We start from the raw sequence: 16,989 nt of genomic DNA, 5'->3' as shown, positions 1-16,989 counted from the left end.
CGAAAGGCTGTTGAAATGTGAAGGTTTTAAGTCATTGCTGCTTGATTTGGTAGATCAAAGTTTGCAGCTCTACTGACAAATCGATGGTCTGGACGCGAATATGATCAGGCACCGAAATTCGAACCGGTGTGAAATTTAAGATTCCTTTAATATCGGTTTTCGCTAAACGGTCTGTCACTTCTTGAGCTGACCGGGAAGGCACCGTTAAAATAACCAGTTCCACACCATATTCTTTAATCTTTTCCTCAATCATATCGGGGTGATACGTATCAATCTCGCTGATTCTCTCGCCTTCTAACGGACTATTAGAATCAAATGCGACGATAATTTTTGTATTGTGGTTGCGGTGAAAATTATACTTTAAGAATGCACTACCTAGTCCACCAACGCCGATCAATGCGACATTGGTCGCTTCGTCTTGGTCTAATGTTTTGCGGAAAAACAGCAGTAATTCTTGAACGTCATAGCCATAGCCTTTTTTGCCAAGAGCGCCTAAATGAGAAAAATCACGGCGAATCGTGGCAGAGTCAATTTTCATCGCTTCACTTAACTCCTGCGAGGAAATCCGTTTTTGTCCGGCGTTCGCGAAGTTTTGAAGAAAGCGATAATATAGCGGCAGCCTTTTTGTTGTGGCTTGCGGAATTTTAGAAGTCTCTTGTAACATACGCTTTCGCATCCTCCTGAGGTGTTGTCAAATCGCTTTCATCTTACAGTAGGAGCCTTGATATGTAAAGGCTTGTGCAATTGCGAACAACCGTCCTATCAGCTACACTTAAAGAGAATAGAGGTGACCTACATGATTGTTTTACAAGTAAACCAAGTCCATAAATCATTTGGCGCGGAAGAGATTCTCTCAGGCGTCAAATTAGAAGTACAACACCGTGACCGCGTGGCATTAGTAGGCCGCAACGGCGCAGGAAAATCGACCTTATTGAAAATCATAGCTGGAGAGATGTCATACGATAGCGGCGATATTAGCATGCCGAAAGATTTGACAATTGGCTATTTAGAACAACAATCCAATTTAGAGTCAGACGCGACTGTTTGGGATGAAATGATGAAAATTTTCCATCATTTCCGTGAACAAGAAGCGAAACTTCGTCATCTAGAAGCTCAAATGGCCAGTCCCGACATCTATAACAACCCTGAAGAAAACGACAAAGTGATGAAAGAATACGATCTTTTGCAACATGACTTTAAAGATGCAGGCGGTTATCAATACGAATCGGATACACGCGCGATTCTTCACGGCATGAAATTTTACCCGGACGATTACGACAAAAAAGTGACGTCTTTATCGGGTGGGCAAAAAACGCGCCTTATGTTGGCTAAACATTTGCTTAGCAAACCTGAGCTTTTAATTCTCGATGAGCCGACCAACCATTTGGACATCGAAACCCTAAGCTGGCTGGAAAACTACTTAAAGAATTATCCGGGTGCTTTGCTCATTGTTTCCCATGACCGTTATTTCCTCGACCAAGTGGTAACGCTTGTCTATGAAGTATCTCGTCACCGCATTAAAAAATATACTGGGAACTACAGCCGATACTTGGATGAAAAAGCGAAACAATACGAACTTGACCAAAAGCAGTTTGAAAAACAACAAGGGGAAAAAGCCAAGCTTGAAGATTATGTCCAGCGCAACTTAGCCCGAGCTTCCACAACGAAAATGGCACAAAGCCGCCGGAAAGTCTTGCAGAAAACCGATTGGATGGAAGCCCCCGATGGCAATGAAAAGTCAGCAAGCTTCGGATTCACGATTGGCAAACAAAGCGGTAACGACGTGTTAAATGTTCAATCGTTAGCTATTGGATATGGCACCGAACCTGTATCAAAAGACATTTCATTAAAACTATATCGGCAAGAAAGTTTAGCGCTCGTTGGACCGAACGGTGTCGGAAAATCCACTTTGCTAAAAACCATCATGAACGAGCTGAAACCACTCGAAGGAAATATCCATTATGGCACCGGGATTCAATTTGGCTATTACGACCAAGAACAAGCTAATTTAAAAGGCAATAAGCTGGTATTAAACGAGATATGGGATGACTACCCTCTGATCAACGAAAAAGACATACGTGGCATATTAGGACGCTTTCTATTTACCGGTGATGATGTGCTAAAACCTGTCTCTACTTTATCGGGTGGCGAAAAAGCGCGTGTGGCACTTGCGAAGTTAATGATGCAAAAAGCCAATGTGCTGTTACTCGATGAGCCGACCAATCACTTAGACCTCGACAGTAAAGAAGTATTGGAAAATTCATTATTGGATTATCCGGGCACATTGCTTTTCGTTTCGCATGACCGTTACTTTATGAACCGCATTGCCACAAAGGTCAGCGAACTTACGCAAGATGGCACGACCGAATACTTGGGTGACTACGATTATTACGTTGAGAAAAAACTCGAAATTGCTGAACTAAAAGCACTTGATGAAGCCGGTTCGGTCACTGAAGTAAAAGCGCCAGTTGCTGCCTCCACTTCGCAGATAGACAAAGAAGCGAAAAAACTCGAACGCCAATTGGTTCGACAATCTGAAGAGATTGAACAAACGATGGAAAAATTAGATTTACAAATTACTGATATCGAAGAACAACTATGCAAACCTGAAATCTTCCAAGATCATGAACGGGTGCTGCCACTTCAAAATGAGTTAGAAAAACTTAAATCGGCTCATGAAGAAGTTATGACGCAATGGCTTGAAATTCAGGAAAAAATTGAAAATATTTAATTAAAACCGGCTATAGCATAGCCGGTTTTTTTATTACTATATATAGGTCAATAGCTATTTGTGAAATATTTATTTCCACAGATTTTTCCACATTATCGATATTGTCTTATCAACTGTCAACAGACTTTTGCACATTATTCACAGGTAACTTAAATGTTATCCACAGAGTTTTCCACTTTGATGTACACAATATGTAGAATATCCACCCTTTATCCTCTAGTTACAAACAGTTTATTAACAAATTGTGCATAAGTACAAATGTTCTCTATTGACAGAACAATTATCATCATACGTATAAAAGTCTGAATTTTATGGTAAAAAAAAGCAAGTAATTTCACACATTCCAGTTCTCTGAAATGATGAAATTACTTGCTTTTATTAAATCCATGATGTTAATGGCATACCTGGTCGCCCATTCATCGCCATTGTACCAAAAAGTCCTTTTTCGTACATAACAGTTCCTGCTGCTGCAATCATAGCTGCGTTATCCGTACATAATGGCAATGAAGGAATATAGAAAGGAATTTCTTTTTCTTGGAATACAGATTCCAATGATTTTCTCAATCCTTTATTCGCTGCAACGCCACCTGCTGCAATCACTTGACGAACGTTATATTCTTTGGCTGCACGAACTGTTTTACCCGTTACCACTTCTACTACACTATTTTGGAAACCAGCCGCAACATGTTCAGGTGCTACAGTCTCTCCGCGCTGCGCTGCATTATGCATATAATTTAAGACCGACGATTTTAATCCACTAAAACTAAAATCATAAGATCCTTCTTCGAGCCAAATCCTTGGAAACGTTATGGCTTCTTCGCTAGCATGCGCCAAACGATCAATATGAGGTCCACCAGGATAAGGAAGATTTAATGTTCGTGCCACTTTATCATAAGCTTCTCCAGCTGCATCGTCGCGTGTTTCTCCAATAACGGTAAAGTCACCATGTTCTTTCATATAAATTAGCTCCGTATGACCACCCGAAATAACTAAAGCAAGAAGAGGAAATTCCATTTCCTGTTCTAAACGGTTGGCATATATATGACCTGCAATATGGTGTACCCCTACTAAAGGTAGTTGGTGAGCAAAAGCAAAAGCTTTAGCAGCGTTGACACCGATCAATAAAGCACCCACTAATCCGGGTCCTTCTGTTACTGCAACTGCAGCTAATTGATGCGGTTCTAGTTGTGCCAAGCGTAAAGCCTCTTCAATGACCAAAGTGATTTGTTCAACGTGATGTCTTGAAGCGATCTCAGGTACAACGCCGCCAAAACGTTTATGGCTCTCTATTTGAGAAGCTACAACATTTGAGATAATTTCAGTTCCATTTTTAACAACAGAAGCCGCTGTTTCGTCACAACTTGTTTCAATTCCCAATATATAAATGTCTTTATTCATCGAATTTCACCCACATAACTATGGCATCTTCGTAATTATCCGTATAATACCGCTTACGAATGCCACCATTTTTAAATCCTAATTTCCGGTAAAGATTTTGAGCTACTGTATTGCTGACTCGTGCTTCTAATGTCATTAACACGGCACCTTGCGCTTTCGCTGTCTCAATTGCCGCTTCCATCAAACCGCCGCCTAGTTTTTTGCCACGATGGTCAGGGTGAATAGCGATATTGGTAACATGTGCTTCATCCATTACGAGCCACATTCCACAATACCCAACAATACCTTCATCCGTTTCAGCAATTACATAGTACGCATGCTCATTAATATTCATTTCATTATAAAAAGCATCTTTAGTCCAAGGCAGTGTAAAAGACAATTTTTCAATTTCATAAACCACATCTATATCTTCGACAGTCATTTTTCTATAATTTACAATTTCACTCATACATTTTTGCCTTCTTGAGCTTTATTGTAGTTTGCTTCTGCTTCTGTGATGCGGCGATACTCAGGAACCGCGTGGTGAACTGCGCTTTCCTCAGATTTTTGAGCCAACATAATCAGATTTGATGCGCGTGGCAACCTGTTTGAAATTCCACTCCATTGTGCCTGTTCACCAAACACTTCTGTAATAAGTTCTTCGTGCAATTTAGCGTCTACTCCGGTAAACAGCACAGGTCGATGGAGATCTTTAATTTTGAGCAAGAATTCTTTTACGTCGCTATGCTGATCAGCAAAAACAGGCACTAACCCCACACCTTCATACAAGCCAATAAAAGCTGTTCCACGGCGAGCATCCATTATGGGACAAACTAGTCCTTCAAACCCCTGCTCATTTGCTGCAAGCACCTTTAAACTAGAAACAAGGTGTAGAGGGATTTTTAATGACCAAGCCAATGTTTTTGCAATGGTTAGGCCAATACGTACACCCGTGTAAGAACCCGGACCTTCAGCTACTGCAATATGCGTCAATTCAGCAGGTGTAATTTTTGCCTTTTTCATCATTTCTTCAATTGCAGGCATAGCTGTTAACGAATGGTTGATTTTTAAATTAGATGTTTCTTCTATTAAAACTCTTCCGTCTTCGATTAATGCGAGAGACAAAGGAGAATTTGAGGTATCAATTCCAAGATAGATCATAAGTTTAGCTCCCTGCAAAGATTTTCATACCGTCTGCCAATTGGATTTAAGGTCATCTTTCGTCCCTGTTCAGATTGTCGGTTGATGGTGATTTCTAAGCGTTCTTTTGGCAAATATTCTTCAATGAATCTTGCCCATTCTACAACTGACACCGCTTCGCTATTGAAAAATTCGTCAAAGCCGATATCTTCATCGCTATTCTCAAGACGATAGACATCAAAATGATTTAACTCTAAACGTCCTGAGTATTGTTTTAAGATGGTAAAAGTTGGACTGTTTACCATACGTTGAATCCCAAGACCCTTAGCTAGGCCTTTCGTGAAGGTTGTTTTTCCAGCACCCAAATCTCCTTCAAGCGTTAGCAAATCTCCGGGTTCTAATCGTTCTGCAAGGTCAATTGCAAAACTTTCGGTTTCTTCTGGCGAATTCAGCTTTTTTGTATATGTCATTGATCATGTCACCTCTATTGAGTCTTTACATAGTTTAGCGAAATAGCTGTCGTAAATCAAAATATATCGTTTTTCCCATAAGAGTTAATGTCTTTTCAACAAAAAAATGAACACAGCATGATCGCTGTGTTCATCATCAAAATTACGGTCCCGACCGGGATCGAACCGGCGATCTCCTGCGTGACAGGCAGGCATGTTAACCGCTACACCACGGGACCAAAAAAAAATAAAACAGACCAGCGACGTCCTACTCTCACAGGGGGAAACCCCCAACTACCATCGGCGCAAAAGAGCTTAACTGCCGTGTTCGGGATGGGAACGGGTGTGGCCTCTTTGCCATCATCACTGGACTATTTAGTTGAGTGCTTGTTCACTCAAAACTGGATAAACGACATTGGAACGTGCAAGTCTTCGCGTACATTGTGTTGGTTAAGTCCTCGATCGATTAGTATTCGTCAGCTGCACATGTCGCCACGCTTCCACCTCGAACCTATCTACCTCATCGTCTTTGAGGGATCTTACTTGCTTGCGCAATGGGAAATCTCATCTTGAGGGGGGCTTCGTGCTTAGATGCTTTCAGCACTTATCCCGGCCACACATAGCTACCCAGCGATGCCCTTGGCAGAACAACTGGTACACCAGCGGTGTGTCCATCCCGGTCCTCTCGTACTAAGGACAGCTCCTCTCAAATTTCCTGCGCCCGCGACGGATAGGGACCGAACTGTCTCACGACGTTCTGAACCCAGCTCGCGTACCGCTTTAATGGGCGAACAGCCCAACCCTTGGGACCGACTACAGCCCCAGGATGCGATGAGCCGACATCGAGGTGCCAAACCTCCCCGTCGATGTGGACTCTTGGGGGAGATAAGCCTGTTATCCCCGGGGTAGCTTTTATCCGTTGAGCGATGGCCCTTCCATGCGGAACCACCGGATCACTAAGCCCGTCTTTCGACCCTGCTCGACATGTACGTCTCGCAGTCAAGCTCCCTTCTGCCTTTACACTCTTCGAATGATTTCCAACCATTCTGAGGGAACCTTTGGGCGCCTCCGTTACTCTTTAGGAGGCGACCGCCCCAGTCAAACTGCCCGCCTGACACTGTCTCCCAAGCCGATCAGGCTTGTGGGTTAGAATTTCAATACAACCAGGGTAGTATCCCACTGACGCCTCCTCCGAAGCTGGCGCTCCGGAATCTAAGGCTCCTACCTATCCTGTACAAGTTGCACCAAAATTCAATATCAGGCTACAGTAAAGCTCCACGGGGTCTTTCCGTCCTGTCGCGGGTAACCTGCATCTTCACAGGTACTATAATTTCACCGAGTCTCTCGTTGAGACAGTGCCCAGATCGTTACGCCTTTCGTGCGGGTCGGAACTTACCCGACAAGGAATTTCGCTACCTTAGGACCGTTATAGTTACGGCCGCCGTTTACTGGGGCTTCAATTCGCACCTTCGCTTGCGCTAAGCACTCCTCTTAACCTTCCAGCACCGGGCAGGCGTCAGCCCCTATACGTCACCTTACGGTTTTGCAGAGACCTGTGTTTTTGCTAAACAGTCGCCTGGGCCTATTCACTGCGGCTCTCTCGGGCTATACACCCTACCAGAGCACCCCTTCTCCCGAAGTTACGGGGTCATTTTGCCGAGTTCCTTAACGAGAGTTCACTCGCTCACCTTAGAATTCTCTTCTCGCCTACCTGTGTCGGTTTGCGGTACGGGCACCTCCCGCCTCGCTAGAGGCTTTTCTTGGCAGTGTGAAATCAGGGACTCTAAGGGTAAACCCTCTTGCCATCACAGCTCAACGTATCAGGAATGGGATTTGCCTCATTCCACGCCTCACTGCTTGGACGTGCACAACCAACGGCACGCTCTCCTTATCCTTCTGCGTCCCCCCATTGCTCAAACGGCGGGGAGGTGGTACAGGAATATCAACCTGTTGTCCATCGTCTACGCCTATCGGCCTCGACTTAGGTCCCGACTAACCCTGAGCGGACGAGCCTTCCTCAGGAAACCTTAGGCATTCGGTGGACGGGATTCTCACCCGTCTTTCGTTACTCATACCGGCATTCTCACTTCTAAGCGCTCCACCAGTCCTTCCGGTCTGACTTCAACGCCCTTAGAACGCTCTCCTACCACGGATCTCTTACGAGATCCATCCACAGCTTCGGTAATCCGTTTAGCCCCGGTACATTTTCGGCGCAGTGTCACTCGACCAGTGAGCTATTACGCACTCTTTAAATGATGGCTGCTTCTAAGCCAACATCCTGGTTGTCTAAGCAACGCCACATCCTTTTCCACTTAACGGATATTTGGGGACCTTAGCTGGTGGTCTGGGCTGTTTCCCTCTTGACTACGGATCTTATCACTCGCAGTCTGACTCCCAAGCATAAATCACTGGCATTCGGAGTTTGTCTGAATTCGGTAACCCGGGATGGGCCCCTAGTCCAAACAGTGCTCTACCTCCAGGATTCTCTATCTTGAGGCTAGCCCTAAAGCTATTTCGGAGAGAACCAGCTATCTCCAGGTTCGATTGGAATTTCTCCGCTACCCACACCTCATCCCCGCACTTTTCAACGTGCGTGGGTTCGGGCCTCCAGTAAGTGTTACCTTACCTTCACCCTGGACATGGGTAGATCACCTGGTTTCGGGTCTACAACTACATACTCTGGCGCCCTATTCAGACTCGCTTTCGCTGCGGCTCCGCCTTCTCAGCTTAACCTTGCATGTAATCGTAACTCGCCGGTTCATTCTACAAAAGGCACGCCATCACCCATTAACGGGCTTTGACTACTTGTAGGCACACGGTTTCAGGATCTATTTCACTCCCCTTCCGGGGTGCTTTTCACCTTTCCCTCACGGTACTGGTTCACTATCGGTCACTAGGAAGTATTTAGCCTTGGGAGATGGTCCTCCCAGATTCCGACGGAATTTCACGTGTTCCGCCGTACTCAGGATCCACTCTGGAGGGGTAAGGTTTTCGGCTACGGGGCTGTTACCCGCTGCGGCGGACCGTTCCAGGTCGCTTCGCCTAATCCTACCTTTTGTAACTCCGTATAGAGTGTCCTACAACCCCAAGAGGCAAGCCTCTTGGTTTGGGCTGATCCCGTTTCGCTCGCCGCTACTCAGGGAATCGCATTTGCTTTCTCTTCCTCCAGGTACTTAGATGTTTCAGTTCCCTGGGTCTGCCTTCTCATGTGCTATAGATTCACACATGGATACTACTCGATTAAAAGTAGTGGGTTCCCCCATTCGGAAATCTCCGGATCACAGCTCACTTACAGCTCCCCGAAGCATATCGGTGTTAGTGCCGTCCTTCTTCGGCTCCTAGTGCCAAGGCATCCACCGTGCGCCCTTTCTAACTTAACCAATGGTTAATTAAAAAGTTGTGACAAAAATTGTCACGCGTACTTGAATTTCTTGCATATTGTTTCAATGTCGTTTTATCCAGTTTTCAAAGAACAAGTTTGAAAGTCACAAAAAAAGGCGTTGCCGCCTGAAGGTGAACCTTCAAAACTGAACGCAAAACGTCAACCCCGGAGCGCCTAGGGCGCCCGGTTCCGAATTTATCCTTAGAAAGGAGGTGATCCAGCCGCACCTTCCGATACGGCTACCTTGTTACGACTTCACCCCAATCATCCGTCCCACCTTCGGCGGCTGGCTCCACAAGGGTTACCTCACCGACTTCGGGTGTTACAAACTCTCGTGGTGTGACGGGCGGTGTGTACAAGGCCCGGGAACGTATTCACCGTGGCATGCTGATCCACGATTACTAGCGATTCCGGCTTCATGCAGGCGAGTTGCAGCCTACAATCCGAACTGAGAACGGTTTTATGGGATTGGCTCCCCCTCGCGGGTTGGCAACCCTTTGTACCGTCCATTGTAGCACGTGTGTAGCCCAGGTCATAAGGGGCATGATGATTTGACGTCATCCCCACCTTCCTCCGGTTTGTCACCGGCAGTCACCTTAGAGTGCCCAACTGAATGCTGGCAACTAAGATCAAGGGTTGCGCTCGTTGCGGGACTTAACCCAACATCTCACGACACGAGCTGACGACAACCATGCACCACCTGTCACCACTGTCCCCGAAGGGAAAAGTGTATCTCTACACCGGTCAGTGGGATGTCAAGACCTGGTAAGGTTCTTCGCGTTGCTTCGAATTAAACCACATGCTCCACCGCTTGTGCGGGCCCCCGTCAATTCCTTTGAGTTTCAGCCTTGCGGCCGTACTCCCCAGGCGGAGTGCTTAATGCGTTAGCTGCAGCACTAAGGGGCGGAAACCCCCTAACACTTAGCACTCATCGTTTACGGCGTGGACTACCAGGGTATCTAATCCTGTTTGCTCCCCACGCTTTCGCGCCTCAGCGTCAGTTACAGACCAGAAAGTCGCCTTCGCCACTGGTGTTCCTCCACATCTCTACGCATTTCACCGCTACACATGGAATTCCACTTTCCTCTTCTGCACTCAAGTTCTCCAGTTTCCAATGACCCTCCACGGTTGAGCCGTGGGCTTTCACATCAGACTTAAAGAACCGCCTGCGCGCGCTTTACGCCCAATAATTCCGGACAACGCTTGCCACCTACGTATTACCGCGGCTGCTGGCACGTAGTTAGCCGTGGCTTTCTGGTGAGGTACCGTCAAGGTACCAGTAGTTAGTTGGTACTTGTTCTTCCCTCACAACAGAGTTTTACGATCCGAAAACCTTCGTCACTCACGCGGCGTTGCTCCGTCAGACTTTCGTCCATTGCGGAAGATTCCCTACTGCTGCCTCCCGTAGGAGTCTGGGCCGTGTCTCAGTCCCAGTGTGGCCGATCACCCTCTCAGGTCGGCTACGCATCGTCGCCTTGGTAGGCCATTACCCCACCAACTAGCTAATGCGCCGCGGGCCCATCCTGCAGTGACAGCCGAAACCGTCTTTCCGTGCAGCCTCAGGAGAGGCCGCAAACTATTCGGTATTAGCACCGGTTTCCCGGAGTTATCCCGATCTGCAGGGCAGGTTGCCCACGTGTTACTCACCCGTCCGCCGCTAAACCAGAAGGAGCAAGCTCCTCTGGTTCCGCTCGACTTGCATGTATTAGGCACGCCGCCAGCGTTCGTCCTGAGCCAGGATCAAACTCTCCATTATAGAGTAGTGTTGATTGCTCAATACTGCTGGCGTATCGCCGTCCGAAGACGCACGATTCGCTTTGATCTACTTGCGTTGATCAGTAAGTTTTGCGCGGGCCGTTTTGCGCGACCGTTGCGTTTTGTTGACGTTTTGCTGTTCAGTTTTCAAGGTTCAAGTGTTTAAAAATTATGGAGCGGGTGGGGGGAATCGAACCCCCATCATCAGCTTGGAAGGCTGAGGTTTTACCACTAAACTACACCCGCGTTATTATATAAGGTTGAGAAAACATGGTGCGCCCGAGAGGACTCGAACCTCTAACCGCTTGATTCGTAGTCAAGTACTCTATCCAATTGAGCTACGGGCGCATTAGAGATTATATGGTGCGGCCGAGAAGAGTCGAACTTCCACGGGATTTCTCCCACTAGGCCCTCAACCTAGCGCGTCTGCCATTCCGCCACGACCGCTTGAATTAATTTTAAGGACAAATTCTATTATACTTCATCTTCATGTTAATGTCAATGAGAAATTAGAATTTCTAATTCATTGTCGTTTCGGTTTAATAATAATGGCTGGGGTACCTGGATTCGAACCAGGGCATGACGGGATCAAAACCCGTTGCCTTACCGCTTGGCTATACCCCAATAAATGGCGGTCCCGACCGGGATCGAACCGGCGATCTCCTGCGTGACAGGCAGGCATGTTAACCGCTACACCACGGGACCATTTGGTTGCGGGGGCAGGATTTGAACCTGCGACCTTTGGGTTATGAGCCCAACGAGCTACCGAACTGCTCCACCCCGCGACAATAGTATAAGAATGTTTTTCTTTCGAAAAAATCAACTTGTTTTCTTACAGTTGTTTAACTTATGTATTAGTGTAACACACTTATTATCTAACTATAACTTTTCAGATTAATTGTTTTTTAAAAGATGGTGACCCCTACGGGATTCGAACCCGTGTTACCGCCGTGAAAGGGCGGTGTCTTAACCGCTTGACCAAGGGGCCGTGAATGGCTCCGAAGGTAGGACTCGAACCTACGACCATCGCATTAACAGTGCGGTGCTCTACCACTGAGCTACTTCGGAATATTGTTTAAGTACTTGTCGACTTTTTCTATTATAAAGAGGTCTGAGAGAATCGTCAATACCTTTTTTTATTTTAATTTCACTTTTGTTTTTCATTGCTCAAAACCTTAAGCTATACCTCAATAAAAAAGGAGACAAACCAATTTAGGCTGCCTCCTTTTCGGATGAATTATTATTGCGCCACTAGTTTTCCAGAGCAGCGGCCACATCTATATCGCTCTGTATTCATTCGAATCTTGCGCTTGTAATTTGTTTCACACGCCACGCATTGGTAAACATAGGTCTTCGCAGAACGTTGCTGTGTTTTGTTTTCCAACAACGAACAAAAACGGGGTGATCCTGTTTTCTTTAGTAACTCTTTAAAGTCTTGGTCCTGGTGCTTATACCCTCTTCCTTCTATATGAAGGTGATAATGACATAGCTCGTGTTTAATAATCCCTTCGAGTTCGACATATCCAAACTTCTCGTAAGACTTTGGATTGATTTCAATATGATGAGAACGCAGCAGATACCTACCTCCTGTCGTTCTCAGTCTAGAATTGAAAATGCCTTCATGCCGAAATGGTTTTGCAAAACTTGCTAGCGAGATTTCTTTTATCAATTCCGTTAGTTCTTCATTCGTCATTGTAATTCCCCTATACTCAACGTTAAAGGGTTTGCTCTTTCGGCTGTAGCATCGTCAAGGCAATGCGCCCTTTATCTTTTTCTACTTTTTCAACCCATGCAGTGACAATGTCCCCAACTGCCACCACTTCTAGTGGATGCTTAACAAAACCTTTTTTCAGTTTCGAGATATGGACTAAGCCATCTTGCTTTACTCCGATGTCAATAAACGCTCCGAAGTCGACCACGTTGCGAACAGTTCCTTGCACTTCCATGCCCGGAAGCAAATCTTCCATTTTCAAAATATCATTTTTCAATAACGGTTGCGGAAATTCATCACGCGGATCACGGAACGGCTTTTTCAATGCATCCAAAATATCTTTCAACGTAATTTCTCCGACACCCCACTCTACACTTAACTCGGTTAGCTCGAGTGCTTCAAGTTTTTCAGAGAGCCCTGCTTTTCCAACAGTTTTTTTGTCTTCGCCTACTAGCTTCAGCAGTTTCTCTGCAATATCATAACTCTCAGGATGAATCCCTGTTGCGTCTAATGGGTTCTTGCCTTCAGGAATCCGTAAAAATCCGATTGCCTGTTCATACGTCTTGGCTCCTAGACGCGGAATTTTTTTCAACTGCGCACGTGAAGTAAAGCGGCCATTTTCATCACGCACTTTAATCACATTTTCCGCTACTGTTTTACTTAACCCTGCCACATAATGTAATAACGAAGCCGATGCAGAATTGACGTTGACCCCAACTTGGTTAACAGCTGTCTCAACTACAAAAGTTAACTGATCTGCTAATTTCTTTTGAGAAACATCGTGCTGGTATTGCCCAACACCTACCGCTTTTGGATCAATCTTCACCAATTCCGAGAGTGGATCTTGCAGACGGCGTGCAATCGAAGCCGCACTCCGCTCTTCAACTTTTAAGTCCGGAAACTCTGCACGCGCAATATCAGATGCCGAATAAACACTAGCTCCTGCTTCATTAACAATCACGTAAGAAATATCTGCCGATGTTTCTGTTAGGAAGTCCGCAACAAATTGTTCTGTCTCACGCGACGCAGTACCGTTACCAATTGCCATAATTTCAATCGGATATTTAGCTGTTATGCGTTCCATAATTTTTTTCGAGCCCGCTTGATCAGATTTTGGTGGATGCGGATAAATAACCGCGACTTCTAACAACTTACCTGTCTCATCGATAACTGCCAGCTTGCAGCCTGTACGATAAGCTGGATCCACACCGAGGACCATTTTGTTTTTCATAGGCGGTTGCAGTAAAAGGTTGCGCAAGTTCTCTGAAAAGATATGAATGGCTTGCGTTTCTCCTTTTTCACTCAACTCGGCGCGAATTTCCCGCTCAACAGACGGTTGGATCAAACGCTTATAGCTGTCTTCAATCGCTTCAGCTATCACATCTGTTGTTGAACGCGTTTGCTTTATCCAATTATTTTTCATCAAAGTCACAATGCGATCCACAGGCGGATTAATGGAAACTTTTAGAACGTCTTCTTTTTCTCCACGATTAATCGCTAAAATTCGATGCGGCACAATTTTTTGGATCGCTTCTTCGTATTCGTAATACATTTGAAAGACTTGTTTTTCGTCTTCGTGATTTTTTTTAGCTACTGTGGCAATGGTTCCATTTTTTCGAGTCATGTAACGAATTTTCTCTCGAACATCTGGATCGTCCGCAAATAATTCTGCCAAAATATCTTGAGCGCCTTGAATGGCTTCTTCAGCAGAAGCGATGCCCACTTCTTCGCTGACAAATGCTTGCGCTTTTTCCATCATTTTTTCATCACCAGGCTCTAACAACCAATCAGCTAACGGTTGTAAGCCTTTTTCTTTTGCGATAATCGCTTTTGTACGACGTTTTTGTTTGTATGGTCGATATAAATCTTCCACGCGTTGTAAAACAGTTGCACCGTGAATCGCCTTTTCTAGTTCCTCTGTTAGTTTTTCTTGTTCCGATATAGACCGAATCACTTCTATTTTCCGTTGTTCTAAATTTTGAATGTATGTATACCGATCATCAATTGCTTTTATTTGAACTTCATCTAACGAGCCGGTTGCTTCTTTTCGGTAACGAGCGATAAATGGTACGGTGTTGCCATCTTCGATTAAAGCGATAACTTGCGCGACTTGATTGTTTCGCACGCCCGTTTCTTTTGCAATTAATGTATGAATTTGTTGCATTTCCATCTAGACACTCCCCTTCAATTCTTTCTCATTTTAACACATAAAAAAGAAGCCTTCTCATTTGAGAAGACTTCCTGTTATGAATGTAGCGTCGTCACCCGTTTGGATCGACTCTACTATGTCACTGTATAATTGTTCAGGTACTGTTGCTTTACGCATCATAGATTTTGGATTTCTTAAATCTACTCCATCAGAATGAATCAAAAACAAATCATTTTCCACATACGTGTAAAGCTGAGTACGCAGTTTTTGCGGACGTCCTGACAAATACCCCATTACCGGCAATGGATAAATAATTTCATCTTTCACTTTGCGGTATAGATAAAATCGGATATTGCCAACACAACTGTATTCAAGTGTTTTGTTATTAAAATCAACTTTAAAAATTGCCACAGCGGCGCCTCGTTTGTGAATCATCAATTTATTAAAGCGTTGCATTAATTGATCCACAGTTTCATGATGATATTCCCTTAATATCTGAGGAATCACTTGAGACGATTCACGCGCTATGGGCCCACTTCCTAATCCATCAGCTACGGAGCAAATAAAGTAATCATCTGTCAAAACGGTGTGATAACTGTCGCCAGATTCATAATTCCCTTTTTTTGCTGCGTTGAAAATAAAAGCATTTATAAAATTATGCTGAATTTTCTCCACTAGGAAACTCCGCCAGCTGCTAATATTGCTTCTTGAAGTTTCTTAATCGCTTTTCTTTGCAAACGAGAAACGTGCATTTGAGAAATCCCGAGTTTATCCCCGGCTTCTTTTTGGCTCAGCTGCTCTATGTAGGTGAATTGGATGATCTGCTTTTCTCGTTCAGAAAGCACATTCATCGCTTCAGCTACAAGCATCCGCTGATCCGCTTTCTCATAACCATCGTCTTCTTGGCCAACTACGTCAAATAAAGTAATTGTACTGCCATCTGAATCTGCCTCTAAAGAATGATCCATTGAAAGTGCTTGATAGCTTTTGCCCATCTCCATTGCTTCCAATATATCGTCTTCTTCAACGTCTAGATATTCAGCGATTTCCCACACTTGCGGTGAACGTTGAAGCTCTGTTGTCAACACTTCAACTGTCGCTTTTATCCGAGGACCCAATTCTTTTATACGGCGCGGGACATGAATCGCCCATGTTTTATCACGCAAGAACCGTTTAATCTCACCGATAATTGTAGGAACAGCAAAGGCTTCAAAACTACGACCATATGTAGGGTCATAGCGTTTAATAGCTCCTAACAGCCCCAGCATCCCTACTTGCGCAATATCTTCATGATAAGATTTTCCATTTGAATATTTTCGTGCAATGGATTCTACAAGGCGTTTATAATTTAACACCAAGTTTGTCTGGGCTTCTTCATCTTCTGTTTTTTGATAAGCTTCAATCCAATCAAGCACCTGTTCTTTAGTAGGCTGATTAGGATGAGACTGTTTCGACATCCTTCTCCACCTGCTCTCCTTCAACATGCTTTGTCATGAAGATGGTTACTCCTTCTTGATGATGAACTTTAACTTCATCCATTAATGTTTCAATCAAATACAAGCCGAGACCTCCTTCACGGAGAAAAGCACCTTCTTCTTCATCATGATACGGACCGACTTTTGCTTTCGTTTCTTCAAAGTCAAAGCTACGGCCATGATCAGCTACCATAATCTCGATTTTGTCTTCATAAAGTGCGCAACCAATGACAACCTCGCCTTGCTCACCTTCAGTATAAGCATGTTGAACTGCATTTGTTACTGCTTCACTAGACGCAATTTTCAAATCCTCTATATCGTCAAACGAAAAACCGATACGACTAGCCAAACCTGAAATGGTAAGTCTTGCAACACCTACATATTGCGATTTAGCGGGAACTCGCATTTCTACATAATCGAAAGGGCGCATATCAGTTCCCCTCCTTCCCGACTGATTCAATGTCCATAATATCGCCTAAACCGGTAATATCGAAAAGTCGTTTCAATCGAACGGAGAGTCCTTTTAATTTTACATGCCCACCATTTGAATTGACCGATTTATAAAAAGCTACAAAAACACCTAGCCCTGTACTATCCATATAATTAACGTCAGAAAGATCCAACTCTGCTTCTAAACCTTGGTGACTTTGATAATCTTCTAATTTCCCACGTAAAACTGGTGCAGTATGTGCATCAATTTCTCCACCTATAGATCCTTCAAGAACATTATTCGATTCAGTTAAGTCTACTTGAATATTCATTGTAATTTGACACCCCGTTTTTTAAAATTCAATCTCGCTTTTAAAAAAGCTATTCTAAG

Annotated in this window: 12 protein-coding genes, 9 tRNA genes and 3 rRNA genes; 1 reads left to right on the top strand and 23 read right to left on the bottom strand. The window is 44.6% G+C overall.

Annotated features, from left to right (window positions below):
• Positions 1–31: 31 nt before the first annotated feature.
• Positions 32–664: a redox-sensing transcriptional repressor Rex gene (locus tag BBI08_RS02825; protein WP_008497392.1), complete on the bottom strand. Its 633-nt coding sequence runs from the start codon at positions 662–664 to the stop codon at positions 32–34.
• A 132-nt stretch (positions 665–796) separates the two neighbouring features.
• Here BBI08_RS02825 and BBI08_RS02820 point away from each other — a divergent pair, with 132 nt between their 5' ends.
• Positions 797–2,731, top strand: coding sequence for an ABC-F family ATP-binding cassette domain-containing protein (locus BBI08_RS02820; RefSeq protein ID WP_008497393.1), 1,935 nt, complete (start codon positions 797–799; stop codon positions 2,729–2,731).
• A gap of 378 nt (positions 2,732–3,109) precedes the next feature.
• Here BBI08_RS02820 and tsaD read toward each other — a convergent pair whose 3' ends face one another.
• From tsaD to BBI08_RS02710, 22 genes are all read right to left on the bottom strand, one after another.
• Positions 3,110–4,129, bottom strand: coding sequence for a tRNA (adenosine(37)-N6)-threonylcarbamoyltransferase complex transferase subunit TsaD (gene tsaD / locus BBI08_RS02815; protein ID WP_008497394.1), 1,020 nt, complete (start codon positions 4,127–4,129; stop codon positions 3,110–3,112).
• Positions 4,122–4,577 (bottom strand): ribosomal protein S18-alanine N-acetyltransferase, encoded by a 456-nt coding sequence (gene rimI / locus BBI08_RS02810; protein WP_008497395.1) that lies wholly within the window; start codon positions 4,575–4,577, stop codon positions 4,122–4,124. Before rimI ends, tsaD begins: the two co-directional genes overlap by 8 nt.
• A complete protein-coding gene (gene tsaB / locus BBI08_RS02805) occupies positions 4,574–5,269 on the bottom strand; it encodes a tRNA (adenosine(37)-N6)-threonylcarbamoyltransferase complex dimerization subunit type 1 TsaB (RefSeq protein ID WP_008497396.1) in 696 nt (231 codons plus the stop codon). Before tsaB ends, rimI begins: the two co-directional genes overlap by 4 nt.
• On the bottom strand, positions 5,266–5,718 hold the full coding sequence (gene tsaE / locus BBI08_RS02800) for a tRNA (adenosine(37)-N6)-threonylcarbamoyltransferase complex ATPase subunit type 1 TsaE (protein WP_008497397.1): 453 nt from the start codon (positions 5,716–5,718) through the stop codon (positions 5,266–5,268). The genes tsaB and tsaE overlap by 4 nt, the downstream gene beginning before the upstream one ends.
• 145 nt (positions 5,719–5,863) lie before the next feature.
• Positions 5,864–5,936: transfer RNA gene (locus BBI08_RS02795), tRNA-Asp, on the bottom strand.
• 16 nt (positions 5,937–5,952) lie between these two features.
• Positions 5,953–6,068, bottom strand: a 5S ribosomal RNA gene (gene rrf / locus BBI08_RS02790).
• A 75-nt stretch (positions 6,069–6,143) separates the two neighbouring features.
• Positions 6,144–9,077: ribosomal RNA gene (locus BBI08_RS02785) — 23S ribosomal RNA — on the bottom strand.
• 207 nt (positions 9,078–9,284) lie between these two features.
• A 16S ribosomal RNA gene (locus BBI08_RS02780) occupies positions 9,285–10,835 on the bottom strand.
• Together the 16S, 23S and 5S rRNA genes with 9 tRNA genes alongside form the textbook arrangement of a ribosomal RNA operon.
• A gap of 171 nt (positions 10,836–11,006) precedes the next feature.
• Positions 11,007–11,080: transfer RNA gene (locus BBI08_RS02775), tRNA-Gly, on the bottom strand.
• A 25-nt stretch (positions 11,081–11,105) separates the two neighbouring features.
• Positions 11,106–11,182: transfer RNA gene (locus BBI08_RS02770), tRNA-Arg, on the bottom strand.
• Between the two features lie 13 nt (positions 11,183–11,195).
• Positions 11,196–11,281, bottom strand: a tRNA-Leu gene (locus tag BBI08_RS02765).
• Positions 11,282–11,383: 102 nt separating this feature from the next.
• Positions 11,384–11,458, bottom strand: a tRNA-Gln gene (locus BBI08_RS02760).
• Between the two features lie 5 nt (positions 11,459–11,463).
• Positions 11,464–11,539, bottom strand: a tRNA-Asp gene (locus BBI08_RS02755).
• 3 nt (positions 11,540–11,542) lie between these two features.
• Positions 11,543–11,619: transfer RNA gene (locus BBI08_RS02750), tRNA-Met, on the bottom strand.
• 128 nt (positions 11,620–11,747) lie between these two features.
• Positions 11,748–11,822: transfer RNA gene (locus BBI08_RS02745), tRNA-Glu, on the bottom strand.
• A gap of 5 nt (positions 11,823–11,827) precedes the next feature.
• Positions 11,828–11,902, bottom strand: a tRNA-Asn gene (locus BBI08_RS02740).
• Between the two features lie 172 nt (positions 11,903–12,074).
• Entirely contained in the window at positions 12,075–12,527 is a 453-nt protein-coding gene (locus tag BBI08_RS02735) for a SprT family protein (protein WP_008498835.1), read from the bottom strand.
• 22 nt (positions 12,528–12,549) lie between these two features.
• Positions 12,550–14,715 (bottom strand): Tex family protein, encoded by a 2,166-nt coding sequence (locus tag BBI08_RS02730; protein WP_008498834.1) that lies wholly within the window; start codon positions 14,713–14,715, stop codon positions 12,550–12,552.
• A gap of 54 nt (positions 14,716–14,769) precedes the next feature.
• Positions 14,770–15,369: a PP2C family serine/threonine-protein phosphatase gene (locus BBI08_RS02725; protein ID WP_008498833.1), complete on the bottom strand. Its 600-nt coding sequence runs from the start codon at positions 15,367–15,369 to the stop codon at positions 14,770–14,772.
• Positions 15,369–16,151: an RNA polymerase sigma factor SigB gene (gene sigB, locus BBI08_RS02720; protein WP_008498831.1), complete on the bottom strand. Its 783-nt coding sequence runs from the start codon at positions 16,149–16,151 to the stop codon at positions 15,369–15,371. Before sigB ends, BBI08_RS02725 begins: the two co-directional genes overlap by 1 nt.
• Positions 16,129–16,599 carry an anti-sigma B factor RsbW gene (gene rsbW, locus BBI08_RS02715; RefSeq protein ID WP_008498830.1) on the bottom strand — a complete coding sequence of 157 codons (471 nt, stop codon included), beginning with the start codon at positions 16,597–16,599 and terminating at the stop codon, positions 16,129–16,131. Before rsbW ends, sigB begins: the two co-directional genes overlap by 23 nt.
• 1 nt (position 16,600) lies before the next feature.
• Positions 16,601–16,930 carry an anti-sigma factor antagonist gene (locus BBI08_RS02710; protein WP_008498829.1) on the bottom strand — a complete coding sequence of 110 codons (330 nt, stop codon included), beginning with the start codon at positions 16,928–16,930 and terminating at the stop codon, positions 16,601–16,603.
• Between the last annotated feature and the right edge of the window lie 59 nt (positions 16,931–16,989).

Origin of the sequence: Planococcus halocryophilus, from assembly GCF_001687585.2 — a bacterium.
Taxonomy (GTDB): Bacteria; Bacillota; Bacilli; order Bacillales_A; family Planococcaceae; genus Planococcus; species Planococcus halocryophilus.
This window is presented reverse-complemented; position numbering and strand designations above follow the sequence as displayed.